The organism is Demequina maris, assembly GCF_000971155.1.
Taxonomy (GTDB): Bacteria; Actinomycetota; Actinomycetes; order Actinomycetales; family Demequinaceae; genus Demequina; species Demequina maris.
This window is the reverse complement of the sequence record NZ_BBLX01000001.1, coordinates 111,020-134,082: the sequence shown is the minus strand read 5'-3', so window position 1 is coordinate 134,082 and position 23,063 is coordinate 111,020. Positions and strand designations below refer to the sequence as shown.

Annotated in this window: 18 protein-coding genes; 7 read left to right on the top strand and 11 right to left on the bottom strand. The window is 72.4% G+C overall.

Annotation, left to right across the window (positions count from 1 at the left end; all coding sequences use genetic code 11):
• Positions 1-154: 154 nt before the first annotated feature.
• Positions 155-781 carry a 30S ribosomal protein S4 gene (rpsD, locus tag AOM02_RS00640; protein ID WP_062295548.1) on the bottom strand — a complete coding sequence of 209 codons (627 nt, stop codon included), beginning with the start codon at positions 779-781 and terminating at the stop codon, positions 155-157.
• A 208-nt stretch (positions 782-989) separates the two neighbouring features.
• Between rpsD and AOM02_RS00635 the strand changes: the two genes are divergently transcribed.
• Positions 990-1,283: a DUF4287 domain-containing protein gene (locus tag AOM02_RS00635; protein WP_062295546.1), complete on the top strand. Its 294-nt coding sequence runs from the start codon at positions 990-992 to the stop codon at positions 1,281-1,283.
• Positions 1,284-1,461: 178 nt separating this feature from the next.
• Here AOM02_RS00635 and AOM02_RS00630 read toward each other — a convergent pair whose 3' ends face one another.
• Together AOM02_RS00630 and AOM02_RS00625 are read right to left on the bottom strand one after the other, a co-directional pair.
• Positions 1,462-2,784: a replication-associated recombination protein A gene (locus tag AOM02_RS00630; RefSeq protein ID WP_062295544.1), complete on the bottom strand. Its 1,323-nt coding sequence runs from the start codon at positions 2,782-2,784 to the stop codon at positions 1,462-1,464.
• Positions 2,785-2,882: 98 nt separating this feature from the next.
• Positions 2,883-3,896 carry a CHAP domain-containing protein gene (locus tag AOM02_RS00625; protein ID WP_062295542.1) on the bottom strand — a complete coding sequence of 338 codons (1,014 nt, stop codon included), beginning with the start codon at positions 3,894-3,896 and terminating at the stop codon, positions 2,883-2,885.
• 170 nt (positions 3,897-4,066) lie between these two features.
• Here AOM02_RS00625 and AOM02_RS00620 point away from each other — a divergent pair, with 170 nt between their 5' ends.
• Together AOM02_RS00620 and AOM02_RS00615 are read left to right on the top strand one after the other, a co-directional pair.
• The gene (locus AOM02_RS00620) at positions 4,067-6,313 is read left to right on the top strand and encodes an MMPL family transporter (RefSeq protein WP_062295540.1); all 2,247 of its coding nucleotides are present in this window, start codon (positions 4,067-4,069) and stop codon (positions 6,311-6,313) included.
• A 6-nt stretch (positions 6,314-6,319) separates the two neighbouring features.
• Positions 6,320-7,588, top strand: a complete 1,269-nt coding sequence (locus AOM02_RS00615) for an MFS transporter (protein WP_062295538.1) — start codon at positions 6,320-6,322, stop codon at positions 7,586-7,588.
• Here AOM02_RS00615 and AOM02_RS00610 read toward each other — a convergent pair.
• Positions 7,581-8,474, bottom strand: coding sequence for a LysR family transcriptional regulator (locus AOM02_RS00610; RefSeq protein WP_062295537.1), 894 nt, complete (start codon positions 8,472-8,474; stop codon positions 7,581-7,583). The genes AOM02_RS00615 and AOM02_RS00610 overlap by 8 nt on opposite strands.
• 71 nt (positions 8,475-8,545) lie before the next feature.
• Between AOM02_RS00610 and AOM02_RS00605 the strand changes: the two genes are divergently transcribed.
• The gene (locus tag AOM02_RS00605) at positions 8,546-9,490 is read left to right on the top strand and encodes an EamA family transporter (protein ID WP_062295535.1); all 945 of its coding nucleotides are present in this window, start codon (positions 8,546-8,548) and stop codon (positions 9,488-9,490) included.
• Between the two features lie 206 nt (positions 9,491-9,696).
• Here AOM02_RS00605 and aspS read toward each other — a convergent pair whose 3' ends face one another.
• Positions 9,697-11,469, bottom strand: coding sequence for an aspartate--tRNA ligase (gene aspS, locus AOM02_RS00600; RefSeq protein WP_062295533.1), 1,773 nt, complete (start codon positions 11,467-11,469; stop codon positions 9,697-9,699).
• Between the two features lie 56 nt (positions 11,470-11,525).
• Entirely contained in the window at positions 11,526-12,887 is a 1,362-nt protein-coding gene (hisS, locus tag AOM02_RS00595) for a histidine--tRNA ligase (RefSeq protein WP_062296197.1), read from the bottom strand.
• 67 nt (positions 12,888-12,954) lie between these two features.
• Here hisS and AOM02_RS00590 point away from each other — a divergent pair, with 67 nt between their 5' ends.
• The 3 genes from AOM02_RS00590 (at position 12,955) to AOM02_RS00580 (ending at position 16,048) form a co-directional block, all read left to right on the top strand.
• On the top strand, positions 12,955-13,752 hold the full coding sequence (locus AOM02_RS00590; RefSeq protein WP_062295530.1) for a peptidylprolyl isomerase: 798 nt from the start codon (positions 12,955-12,957) through the stop codon (positions 13,750-13,752).
• The gene (locus AOM02_RS00585; RefSeq protein WP_062295529.1) at positions 13,749-15,377 is read left to right on the top strand and encodes a DUF349 domain-containing protein; all 1,629 of its coding nucleotides are present in this window, start codon (positions 13,749-13,751) and stop codon (positions 15,375-15,377) included. Before AOM02_RS00590 ends, AOM02_RS00585 begins: the two co-directional genes overlap by 4 nt.
• 113 nt (positions 15,378-15,490) lie before the next feature.
• Positions 15,491-16,048 carry a hypothetical protein gene (locus AOM02_RS00580; protein WP_062295527.1) on the top strand — a complete coding sequence of 186 codons (558 nt, stop codon included), beginning with the start codon at positions 15,491-15,493 and terminating at the stop codon, positions 16,046-16,048.
• Here AOM02_RS00580 and AOM02_RS00575 read toward each other — a convergent pair.
• From AOM02_RS00575 to ruvA, 5 genes are all read right to left on the bottom strand, one after another.
• Entirely contained in the window at positions 16,026-18,272 is a 2,247-nt protein-coding gene (locus AOM02_RS00575) for a RelA/SpoT family protein (RefSeq protein ID WP_062316451.1), read from the bottom strand. The genes AOM02_RS00580 and AOM02_RS00575 overlap by 23 nt on opposite strands.
• A gap of 125 nt (positions 18,273-18,397) precedes the next feature.
• On the bottom strand, positions 18,398-19,486 hold the full coding sequence (secF, locus tag AOM02_RS00570; protein WP_062295523.1) for a protein translocase subunit SecF: 1,089 nt from the start codon (positions 19,484-19,486) through the stop codon (positions 18,398-18,400).
• Positions 19,486-21,282, bottom strand: coding sequence for a protein translocase subunit SecD (gene secD / locus AOM02_RS00565; RefSeq protein ID WP_228373740.1), 1,797 nt, complete (start codon positions 21,280-21,282; stop codon positions 19,486-19,488). The genes secF and secD overlap by 1 nt, the downstream gene beginning before the upstream one ends.
• Before the next feature lie 84 nt (positions 21,283-21,366).
• Positions 21,367-22,410 carry a Holliday junction branch migration DNA helicase RuvB gene (gene ruvB, locus AOM02_RS00560; protein ID WP_062295519.1) on the bottom strand — a complete coding sequence of 348 codons (1,044 nt, stop codon included), beginning with the start codon at positions 22,408-22,410 and terminating at the stop codon, positions 21,367-21,369.
• Positions 22,403-22,993 (bottom strand): Holliday junction branch migration protein RuvA, encoded by a 591-nt coding sequence (gene ruvA, locus AOM02_RS00555; RefSeq protein WP_062295517.1) that lies wholly within the window; start codon positions 22,991-22,993, stop codon positions 22,403-22,405. Before ruvA ends, ruvB begins: the two co-directional genes overlap by 8 nt.
• Between the last annotated feature and the right edge of the window lie 70 nt (positions 22,994-23,063).

Sequence of the window (23,063 nt, the reverse complement as noted above, 5' to 3'; positions counted from 1 at the left end):
TGCTTCTAGGTCCTTCTCGTCTCCGGGGCCAGGTGCGCATCGTGCGCATCCGCCCACCCTGCCATGGTGCAGAAAAAGCCGCGGTGCACCACCCCGAGGGGCGGCGCACCGCGGCCACTGCATGTGCGGCCCGTCAGGGCCTCACGGGTGCGCCTTAGCGAGCGTAGTACTCGACGACCAGCTGCACGTCGCAGGTCACGGGGACCTCGGCGCGCTTCGGGCGGCGGACCAGCGTCGCGGTGAGCTTCTCAAGCGTGACGTTGAGGTACTCGGGCACCTGCGGGAGCACGTCACGGTGCGCGCCGGCGGCGGCGGCCATGTAGGGCTCCAGCGTGACGGCCTTGGGCTTGACCTGGATGGTCTGGCCCGGCTTCACGCGGAACGACGGGCGGTCGACGATCTTGCCGTCCACGAGGATGTGGCGGTGCAGGACCGACTGACGCGCCTGAAGGATCGTGCGAGCGAAGCCCGCACGGAGCACGAGGGCGTCAAGGCGCATCTCGAGAAGCTCGACGAAGGCCTCACCGGTCAGACCGGTCTCCTTCTTGGCCTCGGCGTAGGTCGAGGTCATCTGCTTCTCGCGAAGGCCGTACTGCGCGCGAAGACGCTGCTTCTCGCGCAGGCGGACGGCGTAGTCGCTCTCCTTGCGGCGGGCGGTGCGGCCGTGCTCGCCCGGGGGGTACGGGCGCTTCTCGAAGTGCTTGACGGCCTTCGGGGTCAGGGCGATCCCGAGGCTGCGCGACAGGCGGACCTGGCGACGTGCCTTCTGAACAGAGGTCATGATTTCCTTCACAGCTCTCCGGGCGCGCGGATGCGACCGGAGAAATGATCGTTGCTTTGCTGAGTTCGCGGCGACAGCAGCCAACCGTCCGCGAGGGCTCCACAACTATACCAGGGCCGCCCCGCCCCGGCTATGGGGAACACACCGACGGTTTCAGGAGGTTTGCTCCTCCTGCGGGGAAGCCAGCGACGGTCCTACGATCGTAGCCATGTCCTTCCAGGCGTACCTCGACGCGGTCGAGACGAAGACCGGGCTCACGCCCCGCCAGCTGGTCGACCTCGCGACGGAGCGCGGCTTCGGCCCCGGCACCAAGGCGACCCCGATCATCGAGTGGCTCAAGGATGACTACGGCCTCGGTCGCGGTCACGCGATGGCGATGGTCCACGTCATCACCAAGGGCGACCAGATCTCGGACAAGCACGTCGACTCGGGCGGCACGCACTCCGACCCCAAGGACCACCTCTGGCTCGACGGCAAGGACTCCAAGCCCGAGGGCTGGTGAACCCCCGCCCCGCTCCCCCGAAGTGGTAGGTGGAAGTCGGTTCTGGCAGGTTCGTGCGTGCCATGGGTACGTCACTGTCGGTCCCACCAGGCGAGCGACAACCGCCTACCACTGAGGCGCCGCCACCCCGTGAAGGTGACCACCACCTACCAATTCCGGAAGGCGGGCACCCGGGCACTCACCGCCCGAGCAGCCTCCGGATGGTCCCGAGCCTCTCCCCCAGCGCGCGCTCATAGCCGTGCTCGGTGGGCTCGTAGTAGCGCGAGCCGCGCAGCGTCTCGGGCAGGTACTCCTGGGAGGCGACGCCGTGCGGGGCGTCGTGCGCGTACACGTACGCCTTCCCATGGCCCAGCCGCTCGGCCCCCGCATAGTGCGCGTCGCGCAGGTGCTCGGGCACCACGCCCGCCTTGCCGGCCCGCACGTCCGCGATCGCGGCGTCGATGGCCCGGTACGAGCGGTTCGACTTGGGCGCGCTCGCGAGGTACGTGGTCGCCTCGGCGAGCACGATCCGCCCCTCCGGCATGCCGATGAAGCTCACCGCGTCCGCGGCCGCCTGCGCGATGACGAGCCCCTGGGGGTCCGCCATGCCGATGTCCTCGGCCGCGAGGATCACGAGCCGCCGTGCGATGAAGCGCGGGTCCTCCCCCGCCACGACCATGCGCGCCAGGTAGTGCAGCGCGGCGTCGACGTCCGACCCGCGCACCGACTTGATGAACGCGCTGATGACGTCGTAGTGCTGGTCGCCCGACTTGTCGTACGCGACGAGAGCGGCGTCCATCGTCGCCTCGGCCAGCTCCGCGGTGATGACACCATCCTTGCCCGCGGCCTGAGCGATCGACTCGAGCAGCGTGAGCGCCTTGCGCGCGTCGGCGCCGGCGACGCGCAGGATGTGCTCGCGGGCCGCATCGTCCAGCGACACGCTCCCACCGAGCCCGCGCGCGTCCGCGACAGCCCGTGCGAGCAGCGCCGCGATGTCCGCGGAGGCGAGGGGCTGCAGCACGAGCAGCAGCGAGCGCGACAGCAGCGGACCGACGACGGAGAACGACGGGTTCTCGGTGGTGGCCCCGATGAGCGTGACCCACCGGTTCTCGACCGCCGGCAGGAGCGCGTCCTGCTGCGAGCGGGTGAAGCGGTGGATCTCGTCGATGAACAGAACGGTCTCGCGCTCGCCGGTGGCGATGCGGCGCTTCGAGTCGTCGACGACCGCGCGCACGTCCTTGACGCCCGCGGTGACGGCGGACAGCTCGACGAAGCGCCGGTTCCCGGCCACGAGGTAGGCCAGCGTGGTCTTGCCCGTGCCCGGCGGGCCCCACAGGACCACCGACGTGGCCGGCGCATCGTCCCCGATGAGGCGCCGCAGCGGCGATCCCTCGGTGAGCAGGTGGGTCTGCCCCACGACCTCGTCGAGCCCGCGCGGCCGCATCCGGACCGCGAGGGGCGCGTTGCCGAGCGTCTCGGGGACGCCCGAGGCGTCGGTGCGCGCCGCGTCGAACAGATCCATGGGGCCAGCGTAGGCGTTCCCTCCGACAACGCGGACGGCCCCGGCGCTCTCGACGAGGAGAGGGCCGGGGCCGACGCGGTTCAGCGGGAGGCGAGACGTCACATGGTGACGCGCGCGTACTCCGCCGGGTTGTACCAGGACCAGATGTACGACAGCGGGCGGGCGCGGTAGAACACGCCTCGCGTCTTGTCGCCGGTGCCGTCGGTGGTGTTGCCCTCGACCAGGTACACGTAGCCGCCCGACACGTGGTCCACGATCGCGGTGTGCTTGGGGCCGTCGCCGAGGCCCCAGTCGAGCAGCACGACCGTGCCCTTCTTGAGCTCGGACGCGGTCGGCGTCATGTCCATGATGCCGAGCTGGCGGAGCTCCTTGGCGTACTCGCGGAAGGTGTCGTGCTTGGGCACGCCCGCCGCGTAGTCGGACTTGTCGAAGACCCACGACACGAAGACCTCGCACCACGGGTTGGCGCCGCCGATCCAGGTGTTGTACTTGTTCACCTGGAACGCGGGCTCGCGGTAGCCCACCTGCGAGTGGGCGACCTCGAGGATGCGGTCGACGTCGTAGTACCCGCCGACCCACAGCAGGTTCTCCTGGGCCCAGGACGCCTTGCCGTCGATCTTGACGCGCCACCAGCCGTTCGACTTGAAGCGCATGTAGTTGCCGACCGTGCCACGCGGCGCGGTCGCGATCACGTTCGCGTCCTTGCTGGGCTTGGCGCGGAGCTTGATGCTGGTGGGCTTGGTGCCCACCTTGGTGGCCTTGCGCCACCCGGGCTTCTCGGTGGTGAGGTACTCGGCGGGCGCCCAGGCCTTGAGGCCGGCGGCGTTGACCTGGATGAAGCCGTTCTTGGCGTTGCCGGTGGCGACCACGCGCGCGTCACGGAACCCGGACAGGCGGGTGTTGCTGTTGAAGCTGGGCTTCCAGCGGAAGCTGAGCCTCCACTTGTCGACGAAGAGCACCTGGCCCGACGCCGGGGCGGCCGCCAGGGGTGCGGTGCTGAGGTCGGTGCCGGCGGGTGCGGCGGAGGCGGCGGGAGCGGTGGCCAGGGTGGCCGTCACGAGCAGTCCGGCGATCAGGCCGGCGGCGCGACGTCGCGTCGAGGTGGCGGTCATCGATGAGTTTCCTTCCGTTGAGACGCCAAGCCCTCCCCGGCGTCCGTGCGGGGCTGCCCCTCGCCAGCCCTTGAGCCCGTGACGTTAGCGTGACATAAGGGACGAGTCCAGCCGCCGTGCTGTATCTCACGCACTTCACGATGTCGCACCCCGGGCCTAGCCTGGAGGCCATGGGGGGCTTCGCCCGTGTCGGGCGTCTCATCGCCCGCGCGCCGCGCCTGGTCGTGCTGCTCGCGGTCATCGGCACGCTCGGGTTCTACGCGCTCGCCACCGTCGGCGTGAACGGCGAGGGCCTCTTCCAGCGCGTCACCACGGGCCCGCCGCTCGTCGACGGCTCCGACTCGTGGGAGGTCTACGAGGCCTTCGAGCGCACCGCCGACGACACGGTGGGCCCCGGCGTCACCTCGTACGTCATGGACGTACGGATGGACGATGCGGCGGTCAAGGAGGCCACGGACGAGGCCGCCGCGCGCATCGCGGAGATGGACCTGGTCACCACCGTCGTCTCGCCGTTCGGCGTGGTGACGGGCCCGGCCTTCGACCCGGCCGCCGCCTCGTCCGCGGGGTCGGGCGACCCGACCGCGGGCCTGGTGGACGCGGACGGCACGGGCTTCCTCATCGACGTGGGCTTCACGTCGTTCGGGGACGAGGACCCGCTGCCCGTCCACGAGGAGGTCGCGGCCATCGTGGCGGACGCGGTGGACCAGATGCGCGCCACGAACCCCGACGCGACCGTCGCGACGTCCTCGAACCCGCTGGTCTTCGACGACTTCACGGCGCAGCTCGAGCAGGACCTGGTGACCGGCGAGATCATCGCCCTGCCGGCGGCCCTGGTGGTGATGGTCTTCGTCTTCGGCGGCTTCCTCGCCGCGGCGACCCCGCTCACCGGCGCGATCGCGTCGATCGCGGGCGGGCTCGCGGTGCTCTACGGCTTCTCGTTCCTGCTCGACCTCGACCAGAGCGCCGTCAACGTGGTCACGGTGCTGGGCATCGGCCTGTCGATCGACTATGGGCTCCTCATCGTGTCCCGCTTCCGCGAGGAGATCCACCGCCTCGGCGGCGGCCCGCGCGAGGCGCGCGCCGAGGCGATCGAGATCACCATGGCGACCGCGGGCCGCACGGTGACGTTCTCCGGCATCGTCGTCGCGATCGCCGTCGGCGGCATGCTGCTGTTCGAACCCGTCATCATGCAGGGCATCGGCGGCGCCGCGGTCGGGGTCGTGACCACCGCGATGATCGCGGCGCTCACCATCGTGCCCGCGGTGCTGTTCCTCCTCGCACCACGCATCGCCAAGCCCGGGATCCTGTCGCGGGTGCCGGGGCTGCGCCGCATCCTCGCCACGACGTCGAACGTCGACCGCGAGGAGGGCGCGTTCTCGCGGCTTGCGGCGTGGGGGCAGCGGCGCCCGTGGCTCGTGGTGATCGCGTGCGTCGGGCTGCTGCTCGTGCTCGCGAGCCCGGTCCTCCACCTCACCCTGCGCAACTCCGACATCGAGGCGCTGCCCCCGGGCAACGAGCGTCGGGAGTTCGTCACCGAGTTCCGGGAGGGCTTCCCTGACCTCGGCGAGCCCGCGATCTGGATCCACACGCTCGAGCCCGCGGACTCGCTCGACGGCTGGCTCGACGAGGTCGCGCAGGTGGACGGGGTGCGCGCCGTCGACGCGCCGCTGGTCCGCGACGGCGAGACGTTCGTCGGCGTCCGGCTCGACTCGACGGACCCGTCGGGCCCCGAGGCCGTCGACGCCGTGACGGACGTGCGCGCCCTCGAGGCGCCGGTCGAGGTCCATGTGGGCGGGGTCGCGGCCACGCAGATCGACTTCCTCGACGCGATCGTCGAGGGCGCGTTGCTCGCGGGCGGACTCGTGGTGCTCGCGACCCTCGTGCTGCTGTTCCTCATGACGGGCTCGCTGCTGGTGCCCATCAAGACGCTGGTCATCAACACGCTGTCGCTCGCCGCGACGCTCGGCGTGGTCACGTGGATCTTCGGCGAGGGCCACCTCGAAGGCACGCTCGGCTTCAGCTCGACGGGCGGCATCGAGACCTACGTGGCGGTCATCATCGCGGCCTTCGGCTTCGGCCTCGCGATGGACTACGAGGTGTTCCTGCTGTCGCGCGTCAAGGAGTACGTCGACGCCGGCGAGGACAACGACGCGGCCGTGCGCAAGGGCCTGCAGCGCTCGGGCCGCATCATCACGTCCGCCGCCGCGGTGATCGTGCTCGTGTTCCTGGGCTTCGCGCTCGGCGAGCTGCTGATGATCAAGGAGGTGGGCGTGGGCCTCGCCTTCGCGGTGCTGCTCGACGCCACCGTGGTGCGCATGCTCCTGGTGCCGGCCACGATGACGCTGCTCGGCGACTGGAACTGGTGGGCGCCCGGTCCGCTGCGGCGCCTGCACCGGCGCATCGGCCTGTCACACTGAGCGGCGATGTCCCCGACCCCACCCGCCGAGGCCCCCGCGACCGCGGCCGCGCTCGTCTCGATCCGTCGCCGCTTCGTCGCGCTCACCGCGCTGCGCTGGCTGCCCACGGGCTTCGTCGTGCCGGTGACGGTGCTGCTCCTGCGCGAACGGGGGCTCGACCTGCCCACCATCGGCCTCATCGTCGCGGTCTACAGCGCCGCGACGCTGGTGCTGGAGCTGCCGACCGGCGGCCTCGCCGACGTCATCGGCCGCCGGCCCGTGCTCGCGACGGCCGCGCTCGTCGCCGCCGTGTCCAGCCTCACGCTCGCCTTCGGGCGCGGCGCCCTCGTGCTGGCCCTCGGGTACCTCCTGGGCGGCATCGCCCGGGCGCTCGACTCGGGACCGCTGCAGGCGTGGTTCGTCGACCGCACCCACGAGGTGGACCCGGATGCCTCGCTCCGGACCGGGTTGTCGCGCGCGGGCGTCGCCGAGTCGGTCGCCCTCGCGGCGGGCGCCCTCGCCGGCGGCGGGCTCGTCGCGATCTCGCCCCTGCCGACGAGCGGCGACGGGCTGGTGGCGCTGTCGACGCCGTTCCTCGTCGCGGCCGCGCTGTCCGTGCTGCACGCGGTCCTCGTGCTCGTGTGGGTGCGGGACCCGGCACGCCCCGCGGACGCTCCCTCACCGGGGACGAGGCGCGGGCTGGGCGAGACCATCGCCGCCGGCCTGCGCCTCGCGCGCACCCACCCGGCGCTCCGGCGGATCCTGCTCCTTACGGCCGCCGTGGGCGCGGCCCTGTCCGGACTCGAGCTGCTGGCGCCGCCGCGGTTCGCCGCGCTGCTCGGAGGCGAGTCCGCCGCGGCAGGCGCGTACGCGGTGCTCGTGACCGCGGGCTTCCTGGGCTCGGCGTCCGGCTCGGCGCTCGCGCCGGCGGTCGCCCGTCTCACGCGCGGCCCGTCGCGCGCGGCGCTCGTGGGGGTCCTCGGCGCGGCCGTCGCCCTCGCGGCGGTGGCGCTGCCGGCGCCGCTCGCCGCCGCGGTCGCGTTCGTCGCCTTCTACGTCCTGCTGGGCATCGCGGTACCGCTGGTCGAGGAGCTCACGCATGCCGCCGCATCGTCCGCGCAGCGCGCCACCGTGCTGTCGCTCAACTCGATGGCGATGCAGGGCACGGCGATCGTCACGACCGCGGGCCTGGGCGTGCTCGCGGGAGCCACGTCGAGCGCGGCCGCGCTGTGGCTGCCGGCCGCGGTGCTGGCGATCGGTGCGCTGGCGCTCGCGCGGTGGCCGCGCCTCAGCTGAGCCCGGCGCCCACGTCGGCCAGCGCGTCGAGCACGGCGCTCACCGCACGCCGCGCGACGCGGTCGTGCCGGCCGATCGCGACGATCGCGCGCGTCGCCCTCACCCCGGTGAGCGGCACGAGACGGTAGTCCTCGGACGGCGGCGTGGAGAAGCGCGGCAGCAGCGCGAGCCCGAGACCCCGGCCCACCAGCGACTCGACGAGGCGATTGTCGCGGATCTCGACGATCCGCTCGAGCGTCGCCCCCGTCGCGGCCTCGACGCCCTCGAGCACCGTCGCGAACGGGAAGCCGCGCGGGACCGCGATCCAAGGATGGCCCACGACGTCCTCGGGGACGAGGCTCGCGCGCGCCGCGAGCGGGTGTTCCGCGGGCACCGCCACGTCGATCGGCTCGCGCGCGACCACACCCGAGAACAGTCCTTCGGCGCCCGCCGGCACGTCCGCGCTGAGGCTGTGCGCGATGACGAGGTCGTGGTCGAGCGTGCGGCCCGCGTAGTCGGCCTCGGCGAGGTCGAAGTCCTCGAGCGCGATCTGCAGCCGCGTGCCCGCGAGCCGTGCCATGACGCCCGGGAGCAGCGCCGCGCCCGCGCTCGGCAGGGTGCCGATGCGGACCGTCCCGCTCGGTTCGCCCCTGCCCTCGTCGAGCGCGGCCTGCACACGAGCGAGGGCCGACAGCACGTCGTCGGCGCCGGAGGCGAGGATCTCCCCCGCCCACGTGAGCCTCAGCCCGCGCGACGCGGGCTCGACGAGCGCGACGCCGAGCTCGCGCTCGGCGGTGCGCAGCTGCTGCGACAGCGCCGACGCGGTGCGGTACGTGGCCGCCGCGACGGCGCCGAGCGTGCCCCGCTCCTTCAGGTCGCGGAGCAGCTCGAGATGACGGACCTCCATGTAGGCATCCTAAACATCACATGTACGACAATGCGCTTGTCCTACATGCACGGCGGTTACAGACTGGCGCCATGCCCCTCCGCCACACCGCCCTCGCCGTCCTCGTCGCGGTCCTCTGGGGACTCAACTTCCTCGCGATCCACGCGTCGCTCACGCACTTCCCGCCGCTGTTCCTCGTCGCGCTGCGCTTCGCTATCATCGCGATCCCCACCGTCCTGCTCGTGCCGCGCCCGCAGGTGCCCGCGCGCTGGCTGATCGGCTACGGGCTCGGCTTCGGGACCCTGCAGTTCCTCTTCCTCTACCTGGGCATGAACGCCGGCTTCCCCACGGGCCTCGCGTCGCTCGTGCTGCAGGCCTCCGCACCCTTCACGGTGGTCCTCGGCGCCGTGCTGCTGCGCGAGCGCCTCGGGGTGCGTGCCATCGCGGGCGTCGCGGTCGCGACGGCCGGGCTCGCGGTGGTCGGCCTCAGCTACGGGACCTCGGCGCCGGCGGGACCGTTCCTGCTGGTGCTGCTCGGGGCGCTCGGCTGGGCACTCGGCAATCTCGCGAGCCGCCAGGCGCGGGCCCCGCGGCCGCTGCACCTCGTGCTGTGGATGAGCGTCGTGCCGCCGCTGCCGATGCTCGCGCTGTCGCTCGCGGTCGAGGGCCCGGCCGCGATCGGCGACGCGCTGGCGACGTCGCTCACGGCCGCCGCCGTGCCCGCGTGGCTCGGGCTCGCCTACACGGTCCTGCTCGGCACGCTCGTCGGCTCGGGGATCTGGGTGTGGCTCATGGCACGCCATCCCGCGGGCCGCGTGGCGCCGTTCTCGATGCTGGTGCCGGTGGTCGGCATCGCGACCGCCTGGCTGGCGCTCGGCGAGCGTCCCGCCGCGCTCGAGCTGGCCGGCGGCGTGCTGGTGGTCGGCTGCGTGCTCTGGGCGTCGCGCCCGGCGCGGGCGCGCATCGTCCCGGCGGGCCCCGGGCCGGCCGCCCGGCCGTTGCCCGTACCCGGGCCCGCACCCGCGCTCAGGCGATGACCTCGGATCCGCGTATCAGCCCTGGCTGAAACAGCGCCCCCGGCGGTGCGCTGTTCCCGCTCGGCACGCGAGGCCCCGGCCGCCCATGTCAGCTCACGCTGACACACGCGAGAGGGTCCATGGCGAACGCGGCGCGACACGCCCAGGACACACGCCGAGGGCGGGACCCCGCACCGGGATCCCGCCCTCGTGACGTGCGGTGAGCTCTACGCCTCCGCGCCGGCCTCCTCGGCCTCGGGCACGAAGTCCACGCCGGCCTCAGCGCGCTGCTCCGAGGTGATCGGGGCGGGCGCCTGGGTCAGCGGGTCGTAGCCGCCGCCCGACTTCGGGAAGGCGATCACGTCGCGGATCGAGTCGGCCTTGGCCAGGAGCGCCGTGACACGGTCCCAGCCGAGCGCGATGCCGCCGTGCGGCGGGGCGCCGAACTGGAAGGCGTCGAGGAGGAAGCCGAACTTCTCCTGCGCCTCCTCGGGGCCGATGCCCATCACGTTGAACACGCGCTGCTGCACGTCCTGGCGGTGGATACGGATCGAGCCGCCGCCGATCTCGTTGCCGTTGCAGACGATGTCGTAGGCGTACGCGAGGGCCGGGCCCGGGTCCGTGTCGAACGTGTCCATGAACTCCGGCTTGGGGCTCGTGAACGCGTGGTGCACCGCCGTCCAGGCCGAGGTGCCCAGCGCGACGTCGTCGTCGTCCACGTCGACCGGCTTGAACAGCGGAGCGTCGACGACCCAGCAGAACTCGAAGCGGTCCTCGTCGATGAGGCCGACGCGGCGGGCGATCTCGTTTCGGGCGGCGCCGAGCAGCGCGCGCGACGCGCCCGCCTTGCCCGCGGCGAAGAAGATGCAGTCGCCGGGGTTGGCGCCGGTCGCCTCGGCCAGGCCGGCGAGCTCGGTCTCGGACAGGTTCTTGGCGACCGGGCCGCCGAGCGTGCCGTCCTCCTGGACCAGCACGTACGCGAGGCCCTTGGCGCCGCGCTGCTTGGCCCACTCCTGCCACGCGTCGAGCGTCTTGCGGGGCTGCGAGGCGCCGCCGGGCATGACGACCGCGCCCACGTACTCCGCCTGGAAGACGCGGAACGGCGTCTCGCTGAAGTACGAGGTCAGCTCGGTGAGCTCGAGGCCGAAGCGCAGGTCCGGCTTGTCGGTGCCGAAGCGCGCCATCGCGTCGTTGTACGTGATCCGCGGGATCGGCAGCGACACCTCGTAGCCGATGAGCGACCACAGCTCGCGGACGAGCTCCTCGCCCAGCGCGATGACGTCGTCCTGGTCCACGAAGCTCATCTCGATGTCGAGCTGCGTGAACTCCGGCTGGCGGTCCGCGCGGAAGTCCTCATCGCGGTAGCAGCGGGCGATCTGGTAGTAGCGCTCCATGCCCGACACCATGAGCAGCTGCTTGAACAGCTGCGGCGACTGCGGCAGTGCGTACCAGGAGCCGGGCGACAGGCGCGCGGGCACCAGGAAGTCGCGGGCGCCCTCGGGGGTCGAGCGCGTGAGGGTCGGGGTCTCGATCTCGAGGAAGTCGTGACGCTCGAGCACGCGGCGGGCCGCCTTGTTCACCTCGGACCGCAGCACGATGTTCGCGCGCGGCTGCGGGCGGCGCAGGTCGAGGTAGCGGTGCTTGAGGCGCGCCTCCTCGCCCACGTTGACGTGCTCGTCGATCGGGAACGGCGTGGGGGCCGACTCGTTGAGGATCACCACGTCGGTGACGGCCACCTCGATCTCACCCGACGGCATGTTCGGGTTGGCCGAGCCCTCGGGGCGCAGGCGCACCTCGCCGGTCACCTGGATGACGTACTCGGTGCGCAGCGCGTGCGCGATCTCCTCGCGGAGCACCACCTGCGCGAGGCCCGAGGCGTCACGCAGGTCGATGAACGCGACGCCGCCGTGATCGCGGCGGCGGCCCACCCAGCCGGCGAGGGTGACGGTGGCGCCGGCGTCGGCGGCGCGCAGGTTTCCAGCGAGATGCGTGCGGAGCAAGTCAAGGCCTTTCTATCGCGCGGAGGCGCGCGGGGTTGTGAAGAGCGGGTCTCAGTCTAGCCGCGGACGATGCGCGGGTTCAGGTCCTCGGTCGGGGGCGCCCAGACGTCCGCGTCGGCGGGCACCTGCTCGCCCGACCGGATGTCCTTGACCTCGCCGTCGGGCGACGTGCCGTCGCCGGCCGCCGGGAACCACACGAACGGGATGCCGCGACGGTCCGCGTACTGGATCTGCTTGCCGAACTTGGCGGCGTTGGGCGACACCTCGCACGCGATGCCGCGGGCGCGCAGGCGGTCCGCGATGGCGGACGATGCGCCGCGGTGCTCCTCGTCGGTGACCGCCACGAGCACGGCCTGGGGCACCGAGCGGCTCGCGGTCGCGAGGCCGGCGCCGAGCATGCGGCTGACGAGGCGGCTCACGCCGATCGACATGCCCACGCCGGGGAAGCCTCCGCCGGCGACGAGCGAGTCGTAGCGGCCGCCGGAGCAGATGGAGCCGAGGTCCTCGTGGCCGTCGAGCACCGTCTCGTAGACGGCGCCCGTGTAGTAGTCGAGGCCGCGCGCGATGCGCAGGTCCGCGATCGCGGTGTCGGGCACGGCGGCGTTGACGGCGTCGACGAGCGTCGCGAGGGAGCGCGCGCCGCGGTCGAACTGCTCGCGGGCATCGTCGGCGTCGTCCACGATCGGCGAGTGGTCCCACAGCGCCTCGACGAGGTCGACGAACGAGCCGTCGGTCGTCTGGATCGCCGCGAGCTCGAGGATCGCGTGCACGGACTCGGGGCTCACGCCCTTGGCGTGCAGCTCCTCGGCGACGCCCTCGGGGCCGATCTTGTCGAGCTTGTCCACGCTGCGCAGCGCGCCCGCGATGTCGACGATGCCGACGCCGCGGTAGAAGCCCTCGACCAGGCCGCGGTTGTTGAGGTGCATGCGCGCGGGCGGCAGCGGCAGCGCGCGCAGCGCCCGAGCCATCACGATCGCGACCTCGGCCTCGAGGTGCTCGGGCAGGGTGTCCCGGCCCACGACGTCGATGTCGGCCTGGTAGAACTCGCGGAAGCGACCCTCCTGGGGACGCTCGCCGCGCCACACCTTCTGGATCTGGCAGCGCCGGAACGGGAACTGCAGGCGGCCCTGGTTCTCCTCGACGTAGCGCGCGAACGGGACCGTGAGGTCGAAGTGGAGGCCGAGCTTGGCCTCGCGGCCGGCCTGCTCGTCGGCGTTGAGGCGGCCGATCGCGTAGATCTCCTTGGACGCGTCCGAGTCGCCCGCGAGGCGCTCGACGGGCTCGACCGCGCGCGTCTCGATCTCGCCGAAGCCATGGAGGGCGAAGACCTCGCGCAGGGTGCCGATCACGTGCGCCTCGACGAGGCGCTCCTGCGGGGACCATTCGGGGAATCCGGAGAGGGGTTGCACGCGTGCCATGCCCGCCATTGTTCCGCATCGTCCCCACCTAGACTGACCTGGCACATCCGCGGCACGGGAAGGTTCGATGACAACCAAGAAGCAGGCGAAGGCCAACGCCCTCAAGAAGCAGCACGCCTACGAGGCGCGGGTGGCGGCCAAGCGGCGCCGCCGCGAGCGGATCATCCGCGTCACCGCGCTCGTCACCGCCGGGGCGCTGCTGCTCGGCGGCGGGCTCGCGGTGCTGCTCATCGCGATGCACGAGAACAACCAGGCCAAGGCGGCGTCGACCACCGAGGCCACCGCATCGTCCACCGCGGACGACGAGGTGACCCTCGAGTCGGGCTGGGCCGTCTCCCCCGAGCCGCCGGACCCGTCCTACGCCGAGGACCGCACCTGGACCGCGACGCTCGCGACGAGCCAGGGCGACATCGTGGTGGAGCTCGACGGCGCGGCCGCGCCGCAGGCGGTCGCGAGCTTCGTCGAGCTGGCCAAGGAGGGCTACTTCGACGGCACCGACTGCCACCGCCTCACGACGTCCGGCATCTACGTGCTGCAGTGCGGCGACCCGACCGGGACGGGCACCGGCGGGCCGGGCTACCGCTTCGGCCCGGTCGAGAACGCGCCGGCAGACGACTTCTACCCCGCGGGCACCGTCGCGATGGCCCGCGTGGGCGGCGACGGCGAGTCCATGGGAAGCCAGTTCTTCATCGTCTACCAGGACTCCACCATCCCGTCGGACAGCGCGGGCGGCTACACGGTGCTGGGCCAGGTGGTCGAGGGAAACGGTAGTGTGAGCCGTGTTGCCGAAGCAGGCACCATCACCGGGGACACCGACGGTCCGCCGGCCATGTCCGTCATCGTGAACGAGGTATCCGTCTCATGACCGAGTCGCCCGACGCTCAGGCGTCGAAGACCGAGGCCGCCGAGGCCCCGTCCCAGTCCACCCCCGAGCCCGCGGCCGAGGCCGTGACCGAGGAGGCCGCGCCCGCCGCGGAGGCCCCGGTCGAGGAGGCGCCGGCAGCCGAGGAGGCACCCGCGGAGGAGCCCGCCGAGGCGCCTGCCGCCGAGGCCGATGCTCCGGCTGAGGAGCCGGCACCCGAGGAGCCCGCTTCCGCAGAGGAGCCCGCCGCAGAGGCTCCGAAGGCGCCCAAGGCCCCCCGCGCGCCGAAGCCGAAGGCCCCGAAGCCCGGCGCCTTCAAGGCGCCGTCGCCGGTGGCCGTCGCGAAGCAGACCACGCACACCGTGGTCGCCGTGCCGGTGGCAGCCGAGGTGCCGGAGGAGCGCTTCGAGGAGGCCCTCGCGCACGGGCTCGTCGAGGACGGGAAGGCGTTCGTCATCGTGGCCGAGGAGCGCGTCGAGGTCGGCCCCGCCGCCGACGACGAGGCCCTCAAGCCCTACGCCCACGCGTTCTTCGAGCTCGAGGCCGCGGTGGAGCGCTTCCATGCGCGCCTCGCGTCCGCCGAGCTCTCCCCCAAGGACATCGACGAGTCGATCGCGACCATCGAGGCCGTGCTGACGCCGCCGAGCGTCGTGGGCGACCTCGACACGCTCGTCGAGCGCTACGCCGCGGTGAAGTCCGAGGCCGAGGAGACCCGCACCCGCATCCACGAGGAGCGTCGTGTGGCCCGCGAGGCGGCGATCGCCTCCCGCGAGGAGATCGTCGCGACCGCCGAGGCGCTCGCCGCGAAGCCCGAGGACAAGGTCCACTGGAAGAACGACACCGCGACGCTGCGCGGCCTGCTCGACCAGTGGAAGGAGGCGCAGCGCTCCGGCGCCCGCATCCCCAAGGACGTCGAGCGTGCCCTGTGGACGCGCTTCACGCACGCCCGCTCGGCCTTCGAGAAGGCCCGCAAGCACCACTTCGCCGAGCTCGACCGCTCCAACGCGGACGTCGCGACGCGCAAGGAGGACCTGGTCGCCCGCGCCGAGGCGCTCGCCCAGACCACCGACTGGGACCACGGTGCCCGCGGCTTCCGCGACCTGATGAACGACTGGCGCAACGCCGGTCGCGGCCGCCGCTCGGTCGACGACGCGCTGTGGAAGAGGTTCCAGGCCGCGCAGGACTCGTTCTTCGAGGCCCGCCGGGGTGCCGCCGACGCCGAGGACGAGGCGCTGTCGGGCAACGTCGAGGCGAAGGAGGCCGCGGTCGCCGAGGCCGAGGCGCTCCTCCCGGTCAAGGACCTCGCCGCCGCCAAGCAGGCGCTGCGTCCCATCCAGGACCGCTTCGAGGCCGCCGGCCGCGTGCCGCGCGCCGACATCGCCCGCCTGTCCAAGCGCATGGCGGCGGTCGAGAAGGCCGTCCGCGACGCCGAGGACGCCGAGTGGAACTCGCGCAACCCCGAGCTCGAGGCCCGCGCCTCGGGTGCCGCCGCGCAGCTGCACTCCGCGATCACCGCCCTCGAGGACGAGATCGCCGAGGCCAAGGCCGCCGGCAAGAACACCAAGAAGCTCGAGGAGTCGCTGGCCGCCCGCCAGGCGTGGCTCAAGCAGATCGAGGGACTGGCCTAGCGCCGCATCGTCCCGAAGGGCCCCGTCACCGCGAGGTGGCGGGGCCCTTCGCTTCCCCGGGGCGCCGTCCACAGGGGGTGGCCCGGCACGCCCCCGCACGCGACGCTGGGAGCGTGATCCTGCTGCGCGCCGACGACGTGGGCCGGCCCGCGTTCGCGCGCCTGCTCCGCCAGCGCATCGTCGCGCCGCACGGCCCCGGCGCCGCCCGTCCGCGCGACGTGCCCGACTCCCCCGGCCTGCGCGCCCTCGCGGCCGCGCCGCGCGTCCCGGCCCACGTGGTCCTCACCGGGACCGCGGCGCTGTGGGTCCACGGCTGGGTGGACGATGCGCCGGTCGGGTGGCACGCGGTGGGCCTGAGGGGCCTCTACCGGCCGCCGGGCACGGAGGTCGCGCTGCACTCGGGCGTCACGGCCCGGCTGGGCGTCCGGGTCGGGGGCGGCCTCCTGCTCGCTCCCCCGGCACGCGCGTGCCTCGACGCGCTGCGGTGGGAGCCTCCCGCCGACGCCCTCGCGGCGGTGTGCGGCGCGATCGCCGAGGGCCGCATCGTCCCCGCGGACCTCCGGGACGCCCTCGTGCCGGACTCGCCCACGGGGAGCGGCTACGCGCGGCTGGCCTCCCTGGTCGAGGCGGTCGCGACGACCACGCCGGCTACGGCCGCTTCGCCCCGGTGACGCGGCGCGCGTCGTAGACGCCGTCGATGCGGCGCACGGCCGACAGGATGGCGCCCAGGTGCGACGGGTCGGCCATCTCGAACTGGAAGCTCGACATCGCGACCCGCTCGCGCGTGGTCGACACGTTGGCGGACAGGATGTTGACGTGGTGGTCGGACAGCACCTGCGTGACGTCCGACAGCAGGCGGTTGCGGTCGAGCGCCTCGACCTCGATCTGCACGAGGAACGTGCCGGCGCTGTGGCCGGTCCACTCGACGTCGATGAGGCGCTCGCTCTGGTTGTGCAGCTGCGCGAGGTTGTCGCAGTCGGCCCGGTGCACCGAGACGCCCGAGCCGCGGGTGATGAAGCCCTGGATCGGGTCGCCGGGCACCGGGGTGCAGCAGCGCGCGAGCTTGACGACCACGTCGGTCAGCCCGTGCACGGACACGCCGGGGTCGCCGCGGCGCGCGGGGCGCGCGGCGGGCAGGCCGGGGCGCGTGATCTCGGTGAGGTCCTCGTCGGCGCCCTCCTGGCCGCCGACGGCCTCGGTCATGCGCGCGACGACGTCGGCCGCCTGCTCCTTGTGCTCGCCGATCGCCGCGTAGAGCGCGTCGACGTCGTCGTAATGCATCTCCTTCGCGAGGGCGAGGAGCGTGGGACGGCTCATGAGGCGCTGCATCGGCAGCTGCTGGCGGCGGATCGCGCGGGCGAGCATGTCGCGCCCGGTCTCGATCGACTCCTCGCGGCGCTCGCGCGTGAACCACTGGCGGATCTTGTTGCGCGCGCGGGTGGACTGCACGAACTCGAGCCAGTCACGCTTGGGATGCGCGTTCTCGTCCGAGGTGGTGAGCACCTCGACGGTGTCGCCGTTCTCGAGCGTCGAGTCGAGCGGCACCAGGCGCCCGTTGACCTTCGCGCCGATGGTCTTGTGGCCCACCTCGGTGTGGACCGCGTACGCGAAGTCCACGGGCGTGGCGCCCTGCGGGAGCGACAGCAGCTTGCCGCGCGGCGTGAAGACGTACACCTCGGCCTTGGAGATCTCGCCGCGCAGGCTGTCGAGGAACTCGGTGGGGTCCGCGGTCTCCTGCTGCCAGTCGGCGATCTGGCGCAGCCAGCCCATCTCGCCGCCCTTGGACGGCTGGCCGGTCTTCGCGGTCTCCTTGTAGCGCCAGTGCGCCGCGAGGCCGTACTCGGCGCGGCGGTGCATGTCGTACGTGCGGATCTGCAGCTCGACGGGCTTGCCCGTGGGACCGATGACCGTCGTGTGGAGCGACTGGTACAGGTTGAACTTGGGCATCGCGATGTAGTCCTTGAACCGGCCCGGCACGGGCTGGTAGCGGGCGTGCATCGCGCCGAGGACCGCGTAGCAGTCGCGCACCGTCTCGACGAGGATGCGGATGCCCACCAGGTCGTAGATGTCGTTGAGGTCGCGGCCCCGGACGATCATCTTCTGGTACACAGAGTAGTAGTGCTTGGGGCGGCCGGTGATCTCCGCCTTGATCTTCATCTGGCGGAGGTCCTTCTCGATCTCCGCGCGGACCTGCGCGAGGTACTTCTCGCGCTCGGGGGCCCGATCCGTGACGACGTCGACGATCTCCTGGTAGATCTTCGGGTACAGCGTCTGGAAGCTGAGGTCCTCGAGCTCCCACTTGATGGCGTTGAGGCCCATGCGGTGCGCGAGCGGCGCGTAGATCTCGAGCGTCTCCTGCGCCTTCTTGCGCGCGGACTCCGGCGCCACGTACTTCCACGTGCGGGCGTTGTGGAGGCGGTCGCACAGCTTGAGCAGCAGGACGCGGATGTCCTTGGCCATCGCGACGACCATCTTGCGGACCGTCTCGGCCTGCGCGGCGTCGCCGTACTGCACCTTGTCGAGCTTGGTGACGCCGTCGACGATCATCGCGACCTCGTCGCCGAACTCCTGCTCCATGCGCTCGAGCGGGTACTCGGTGTCCTCCACCACGTCGTGCAGCAGCGCCGCCGCGATGACCGTGTCGGTGAGGCCCAGGTCCGCGATGATCTGCGCGACCGCGATGGGGTGCGTGATATACGGCTCGCCGCTCTTGCGCTTCTGGCCGCGGTGCGCCTCCTCGGCCACGCGGTAGGCGCGCTCGATGAGGCCGGTCCGTCCGCGCGGGTACATGCGCCGGTACGTGTCGAGCACGCCGTCGATCGCGCTCGCCTCGCGGCTCCCCCGGCGGAGGAACCCGAGCCCGAGCGTCCCGGTCGAGGGACGGGTCTCAGTCACGCGCACCTCCGAGGCTGGTAGACGGACAGTCTATCCGCGCATACCCCCTCAGGGACACGCCCCCATACGCGACGAAGGGGACGATGCGGCTGCCACCGCATCGTCCCCTCGCCGGAGGCCTGGTGTCAGGCCTTGCGCTTCTTGCGCTTGGGCTGCGCCGCGGCGCCCTGGTGGCGGCCCTTGTCGACCGCGCCCACGCGGACGTCGCCGGTCGCGGAGATCGCGACGTCGGTGTCGCCGGCGGCGCGCAGCTCGAGCACCTTCGCGGTGTGCTGCTTGATGCGCTCCTCGTTGTCGCGCAGCTGCACCTCGACGGGCGTCGCCACGAAGATCGACGAGTACGTGCCGACCGCCATGCCGACGAACAGCGCGAGCGAGATGTCCTTGAGCGTGCCCGCACCCAGCAGGAACGAGCCGATGAACAGGATCGCGCTCACGGGGAGCAGCGCCACGACGGACGTGTTGATCGAGCGCACGAGGGTCTGGTTGAGGCCCAGGTTCGCGAGCTCGTCGTACGTGTAGCGGTGCTGCGCGGTGAGGTTCGCGGTGTTCTCGCGGATCTTGTCGAAGACCACGACCGTGTCGTACAGCGAGTAGCCGAGGATCGTGAGGAAGCCGATCACGGACGCGGGCGTCACCTCGAAGCCCACGAGCGCGTACACGCCCGCCGTGATGATGAGGTCGTGCGCCAGCGCGACGAGCGCCGCGACGGCCATGCGCCACGCGCGGAAGTACAGCGACATCACGATCGTCACGAGGACGAGGAACACGATGAGGCTGGTGACCGCCGCCTTGCCCACGGACGCGCCCCACGTGGGGCCGATCTGCGTGAAACTCACCTGCGCCTCGGGCACCTCGTACGCGTCCGCGAGGGCGGTGGTGATGTCGCGCGCGGTCTGCGTGTCGACCACGCCGATCTGGATGCGGACGTCGTTCTCGCCCAGGATCGTCACGCGCGCGGTGGACTCGGGTGCGAGCTCCTCGACGACGGCCTGCGCCTCGGCGGGCTCGGAGATCTGGGTGTCGGTCACGCGGAACTCGGTGCCGCCGACGAAGTCGATGCCCGGGTTGAGGCCCTTGGTGAAGAGCAGCAGGAGCGACAGCGCGACGAGCACGCCGGACACGATGAACCAGCGCTTGCGCTGCTGGACGATGGGGTAGGTCTTCTCCCCCGAGTGCAGCTTGTTGCCCCACTGGGCCAGGTTGAGCTTCATCAGTTCTCCTCCCCCTCGGGGCGGGTGTCGTCCTGGGCCGGGGCCGAGGCGGCGCCGATGCCGGCGGCGGCCGCCTTGCGCTCGGCGAGGGTGGGCTGGCCGGTGGGGACGATGCGGCCGCGGCCCTTGTACATCGTGTCCCGTCCGAGCTGGCGCGGGTCGAGGCCCGACCACTTGTGGCCGTGCGCGAAGAACGGGCGCTTGCTCAGCAGCATGAGGATCGGGTGGGTGAAGAGGAACACCACGAGGATGTCGACCAGCGTGGTCAGACCCAGCGTGAACGCGAAGCCGCGCACGCCGCCCACCGCGAGCATGTAGAGCACCACCGCGGCGAGGATGTTGATCGCGTCCGAGGCCAGGATCGTGCGGCGGGCGCGACGCCAGCCGTGGTCGATCGCGGCCTGCAGCGAGCGGCCCTCGCGCAGCTCGTCCCTCACGCGCTCGAAGTAGACGATGAAGGAGTCCGCCGTCACACCGATCGCGACGATCAGACCCGCGACACCGGCGAGCGAGAGGCGGTAGCCGATGGTCCACGACAGCAGCGCGATGAGCACGTACGTGATCGCGCCGGCGATCGCGAGCGAGCCGACCGTGACGAGGCCGAGCGCGCGGTACTGGATCAGCGAGTAGATGACGACCAGCAGCAGGCCGATCGCGCCGGCGATGAGGCCCTTCTGGAGCTGGTCGGCGCCGAGCGTCGCGGAGATCTGCTGCTCGGACTGCACCTCGAGCGTGAGGGGCAGGGCGCCGAACTTCAGCTGGTTGGCGAGCTGCTGCGCGCTCTCCTGCGTGAACGAGCCGGTGATGGACGCCTGGCCGCCGGTGATCGAGGTCGACACGCTGGGCGCCGAGATCACGACGCCGTCGAGGACCATCGCGAACTGGTTGCGCGGCGACTCGAGGTCCTTGATGCGGCCGGTGATGTCGGCGAACTTCTTGCCGCCGTCGTTGGTGAGCTCGAGGCGCACCTCGTAGCGGCCGGTCAGCGAGCCGGTCGAGTTGTACTCGGGGCCCGAGGTCGCGGTGTCGACGTCGGTGCCGTCCATCTCGACCGGGCCGAGGATGTACTTGGCGAAGCCGTCCTGGTCGCAGGCCACGTCGGCCTTGGTCGGGTCGCCCGGGGTGACGCCCGAGAGGTTCTCGGGGTCGGTGCAGTCGAGCGCGTCGTACTTGGCCTGGACGTCGTCGGTGATCCAGTCGAGCGACGAGGCGTCGGTGCCCTCGGCCGGCTCCGTGGAGGACGCGTCGGACGAGGCGTCGGCGCTCGGCTCCGCCGAGGCGGAGGCCTCGGCGGTGGGCTCGGCCGAGGCGCTGGCGTCGGCGGAGGGCTCGGCGGTCGCCTCGGCGGACGCGGAGGCGCTCGGCTCGGCGGTGGCGCTCGCGTCGGTGGCCGTGGAGGCGGCGGGCGAGCCCGCGACGAGCACGGGGCGGAACTGCAGCTGTGCGCTCTGGCGCACGAGGTCCACGGTCTCCTCGGACGGGTTGCCGGGGAGCGCGACGACGATGTTCTGACCCTGGGTGCTGATCTCCGCCTCGGCGACGCCGGACGCGTCGATGCGGCGGCGGATGATGTCGACGGCCTGGTCGAGGTCGGCCTGGTCGATCGTCTGGTCGCTGCCCTCGGCCAGCGTGGGCGCGAGCACGATCTCGCGTCCGCCGGCGAGGTCGAGCGCGAGGGACGGCGTCCACGACGCGCCCCCGGTCAGCACACCGATCGCCAAAGCTCCATAGAGGCCGACGACGATCGCGCCCAGCCAGGTCAGCGCTCGACGCGCCTCGTTCTTCACACGTGCCACAGGAATCCTCACGGTCTCGGCTCGATTCGAGCCCCGAGCGATTCTAGCCAGCCTGAGGGGGCACCAGGTGCCGCCGGGCCGGGCTCAGTCGAAGAGACGCCCGCCGGCCTCGCCGCCGATCGCGTCCGCCGGCGGCGTGAGCCCCAGGTGATGCCACGCGTCCGCGGTGGCGATCCGGCCCCGCGGCGTGCGGCTCATGAGACCCTCGCGGACCAGGAACGGCTCGGCGACGGTCTCGACCGTCTCGGTCTCCTCGCCCACCGTGACGGCGAGCGTGGACAGGCCGACCGGCCCGCCGGCGAAGCGCGTGCACAGCGCCTTGAGGACGGCCCGGTCGAGGCGGTCGAGGCCGCGCTCGTCGACCTCGTACACCGTGAGCGCCTCGCGGGCCGCGTCGAGGTTGGCGCGGCCGGTGCCGTGCACCTCGGCCCAGTCGCGCACGCGGCGGAGCAGACGGTTCGCGATGCGGGGGGTGCCGCGCGAGCGCGACGCGATCTCATGCGCCGCGTCGTGCGTGATGGACAGGCCCAGCCGGCCCGCGGAGCGCACGACGATCGCCTTGAGCTCGTCGTCCTCGTAGAAGTCCAGGTGCCCGGTGAAGCCGAAGCGGTCGCGCAGCGGCGCTGGCAGCAGGCCCGCGCGCGTGGTCGCGCCCACGACGGTGAAGGGCGGCAGGCTCAGCGGGATCGACGTCGCGCCCGCGCCCTTGCCCACGACCACGTCGACGCGGAAGTCCTCCATCGCGAGGTAGAGCATCTCCTCGGCGGGGCGCGCGAGGCGGTGGATCTCGTCGAGGAACAGCACGTCGCCCTCGTCGAGCGAGGACAGGATCGCGGCGAGGTCGCCCGCGTGCTGGATCGCGGGGCCCGAGGTGACGCGCAGCGTCGAGCCGAGCTCCGCGGCGATGATCATCGCGAGCGTGGTCTTGCCCAGGCCGGGCGGGCCGGACAGCAGCACGTGGTCGGGCGGGGCACCGCGGCCGGTGGCGGCGCTCAGCACCAGGCCGAGCTGCTCGCGCACGACGCGCTGGCCCACGAACTCGTCGAGGTTGACGGGCCGCAGCGCGGCCTCGTTGGAGCGCTCGATCGCGTCCGCGTCGGGGCTCACCACCCGGGTCTCGTCATCCACGCGTGCCTCCCAGGTGCTTGAGCGCGGCCCTCAGGGTCGCGGCGGTCTCCCCCGGCGCCACGGGTTCCTCGGCGACGGCGTCGACGGCGGCCTGCGCGCTCTTGAGCGGGTAGCCGAGCCCCACGAGGGCCTCGACCACCTCGGCGCGCGCGTCCGCGGCCGGGGCGCCCGGCGCATCGTCCGGCAGCACCAGCCTGCCGCCGAGCTCGAGCAGCAGGCGCGCCGCCACCTTGGGCCCGATGCCGGGCACCTTGGTGAGGGCCTTCTGGTCGCCCGCGGCGACCGCGCCGGCGAGCGCCTCGGGCGAGTGCACGGCGAGCATCGCGAGGGCGAGCTTGGCGCCGACGCCCTGGACGTTCTGGAGCTGCTCGAACGTGTCGCGCTCCCCCGACGTGAGGAAGCCGAACAGCGTCATCGAGTCCTCGCGGACCACGAGCTGGGTGTGGAGCGTCGCGTCCTGGCCGGTGCGCAGCTCGCCGAGCGTGGCCGGTGTCGACAGCACGCGGTAGCCCACGCCCTGGACGTCCAGCACGAGCGAGGCGGCCCCCGCATGCGCGACGGTTCCCGACAGCTGCGCGATCACCCGGCTCCCCTTTCGAACACCTGTGCGAACAGGCTAGCGGATGGGTGGGACGTCTCCGCCTCGGGCGGGC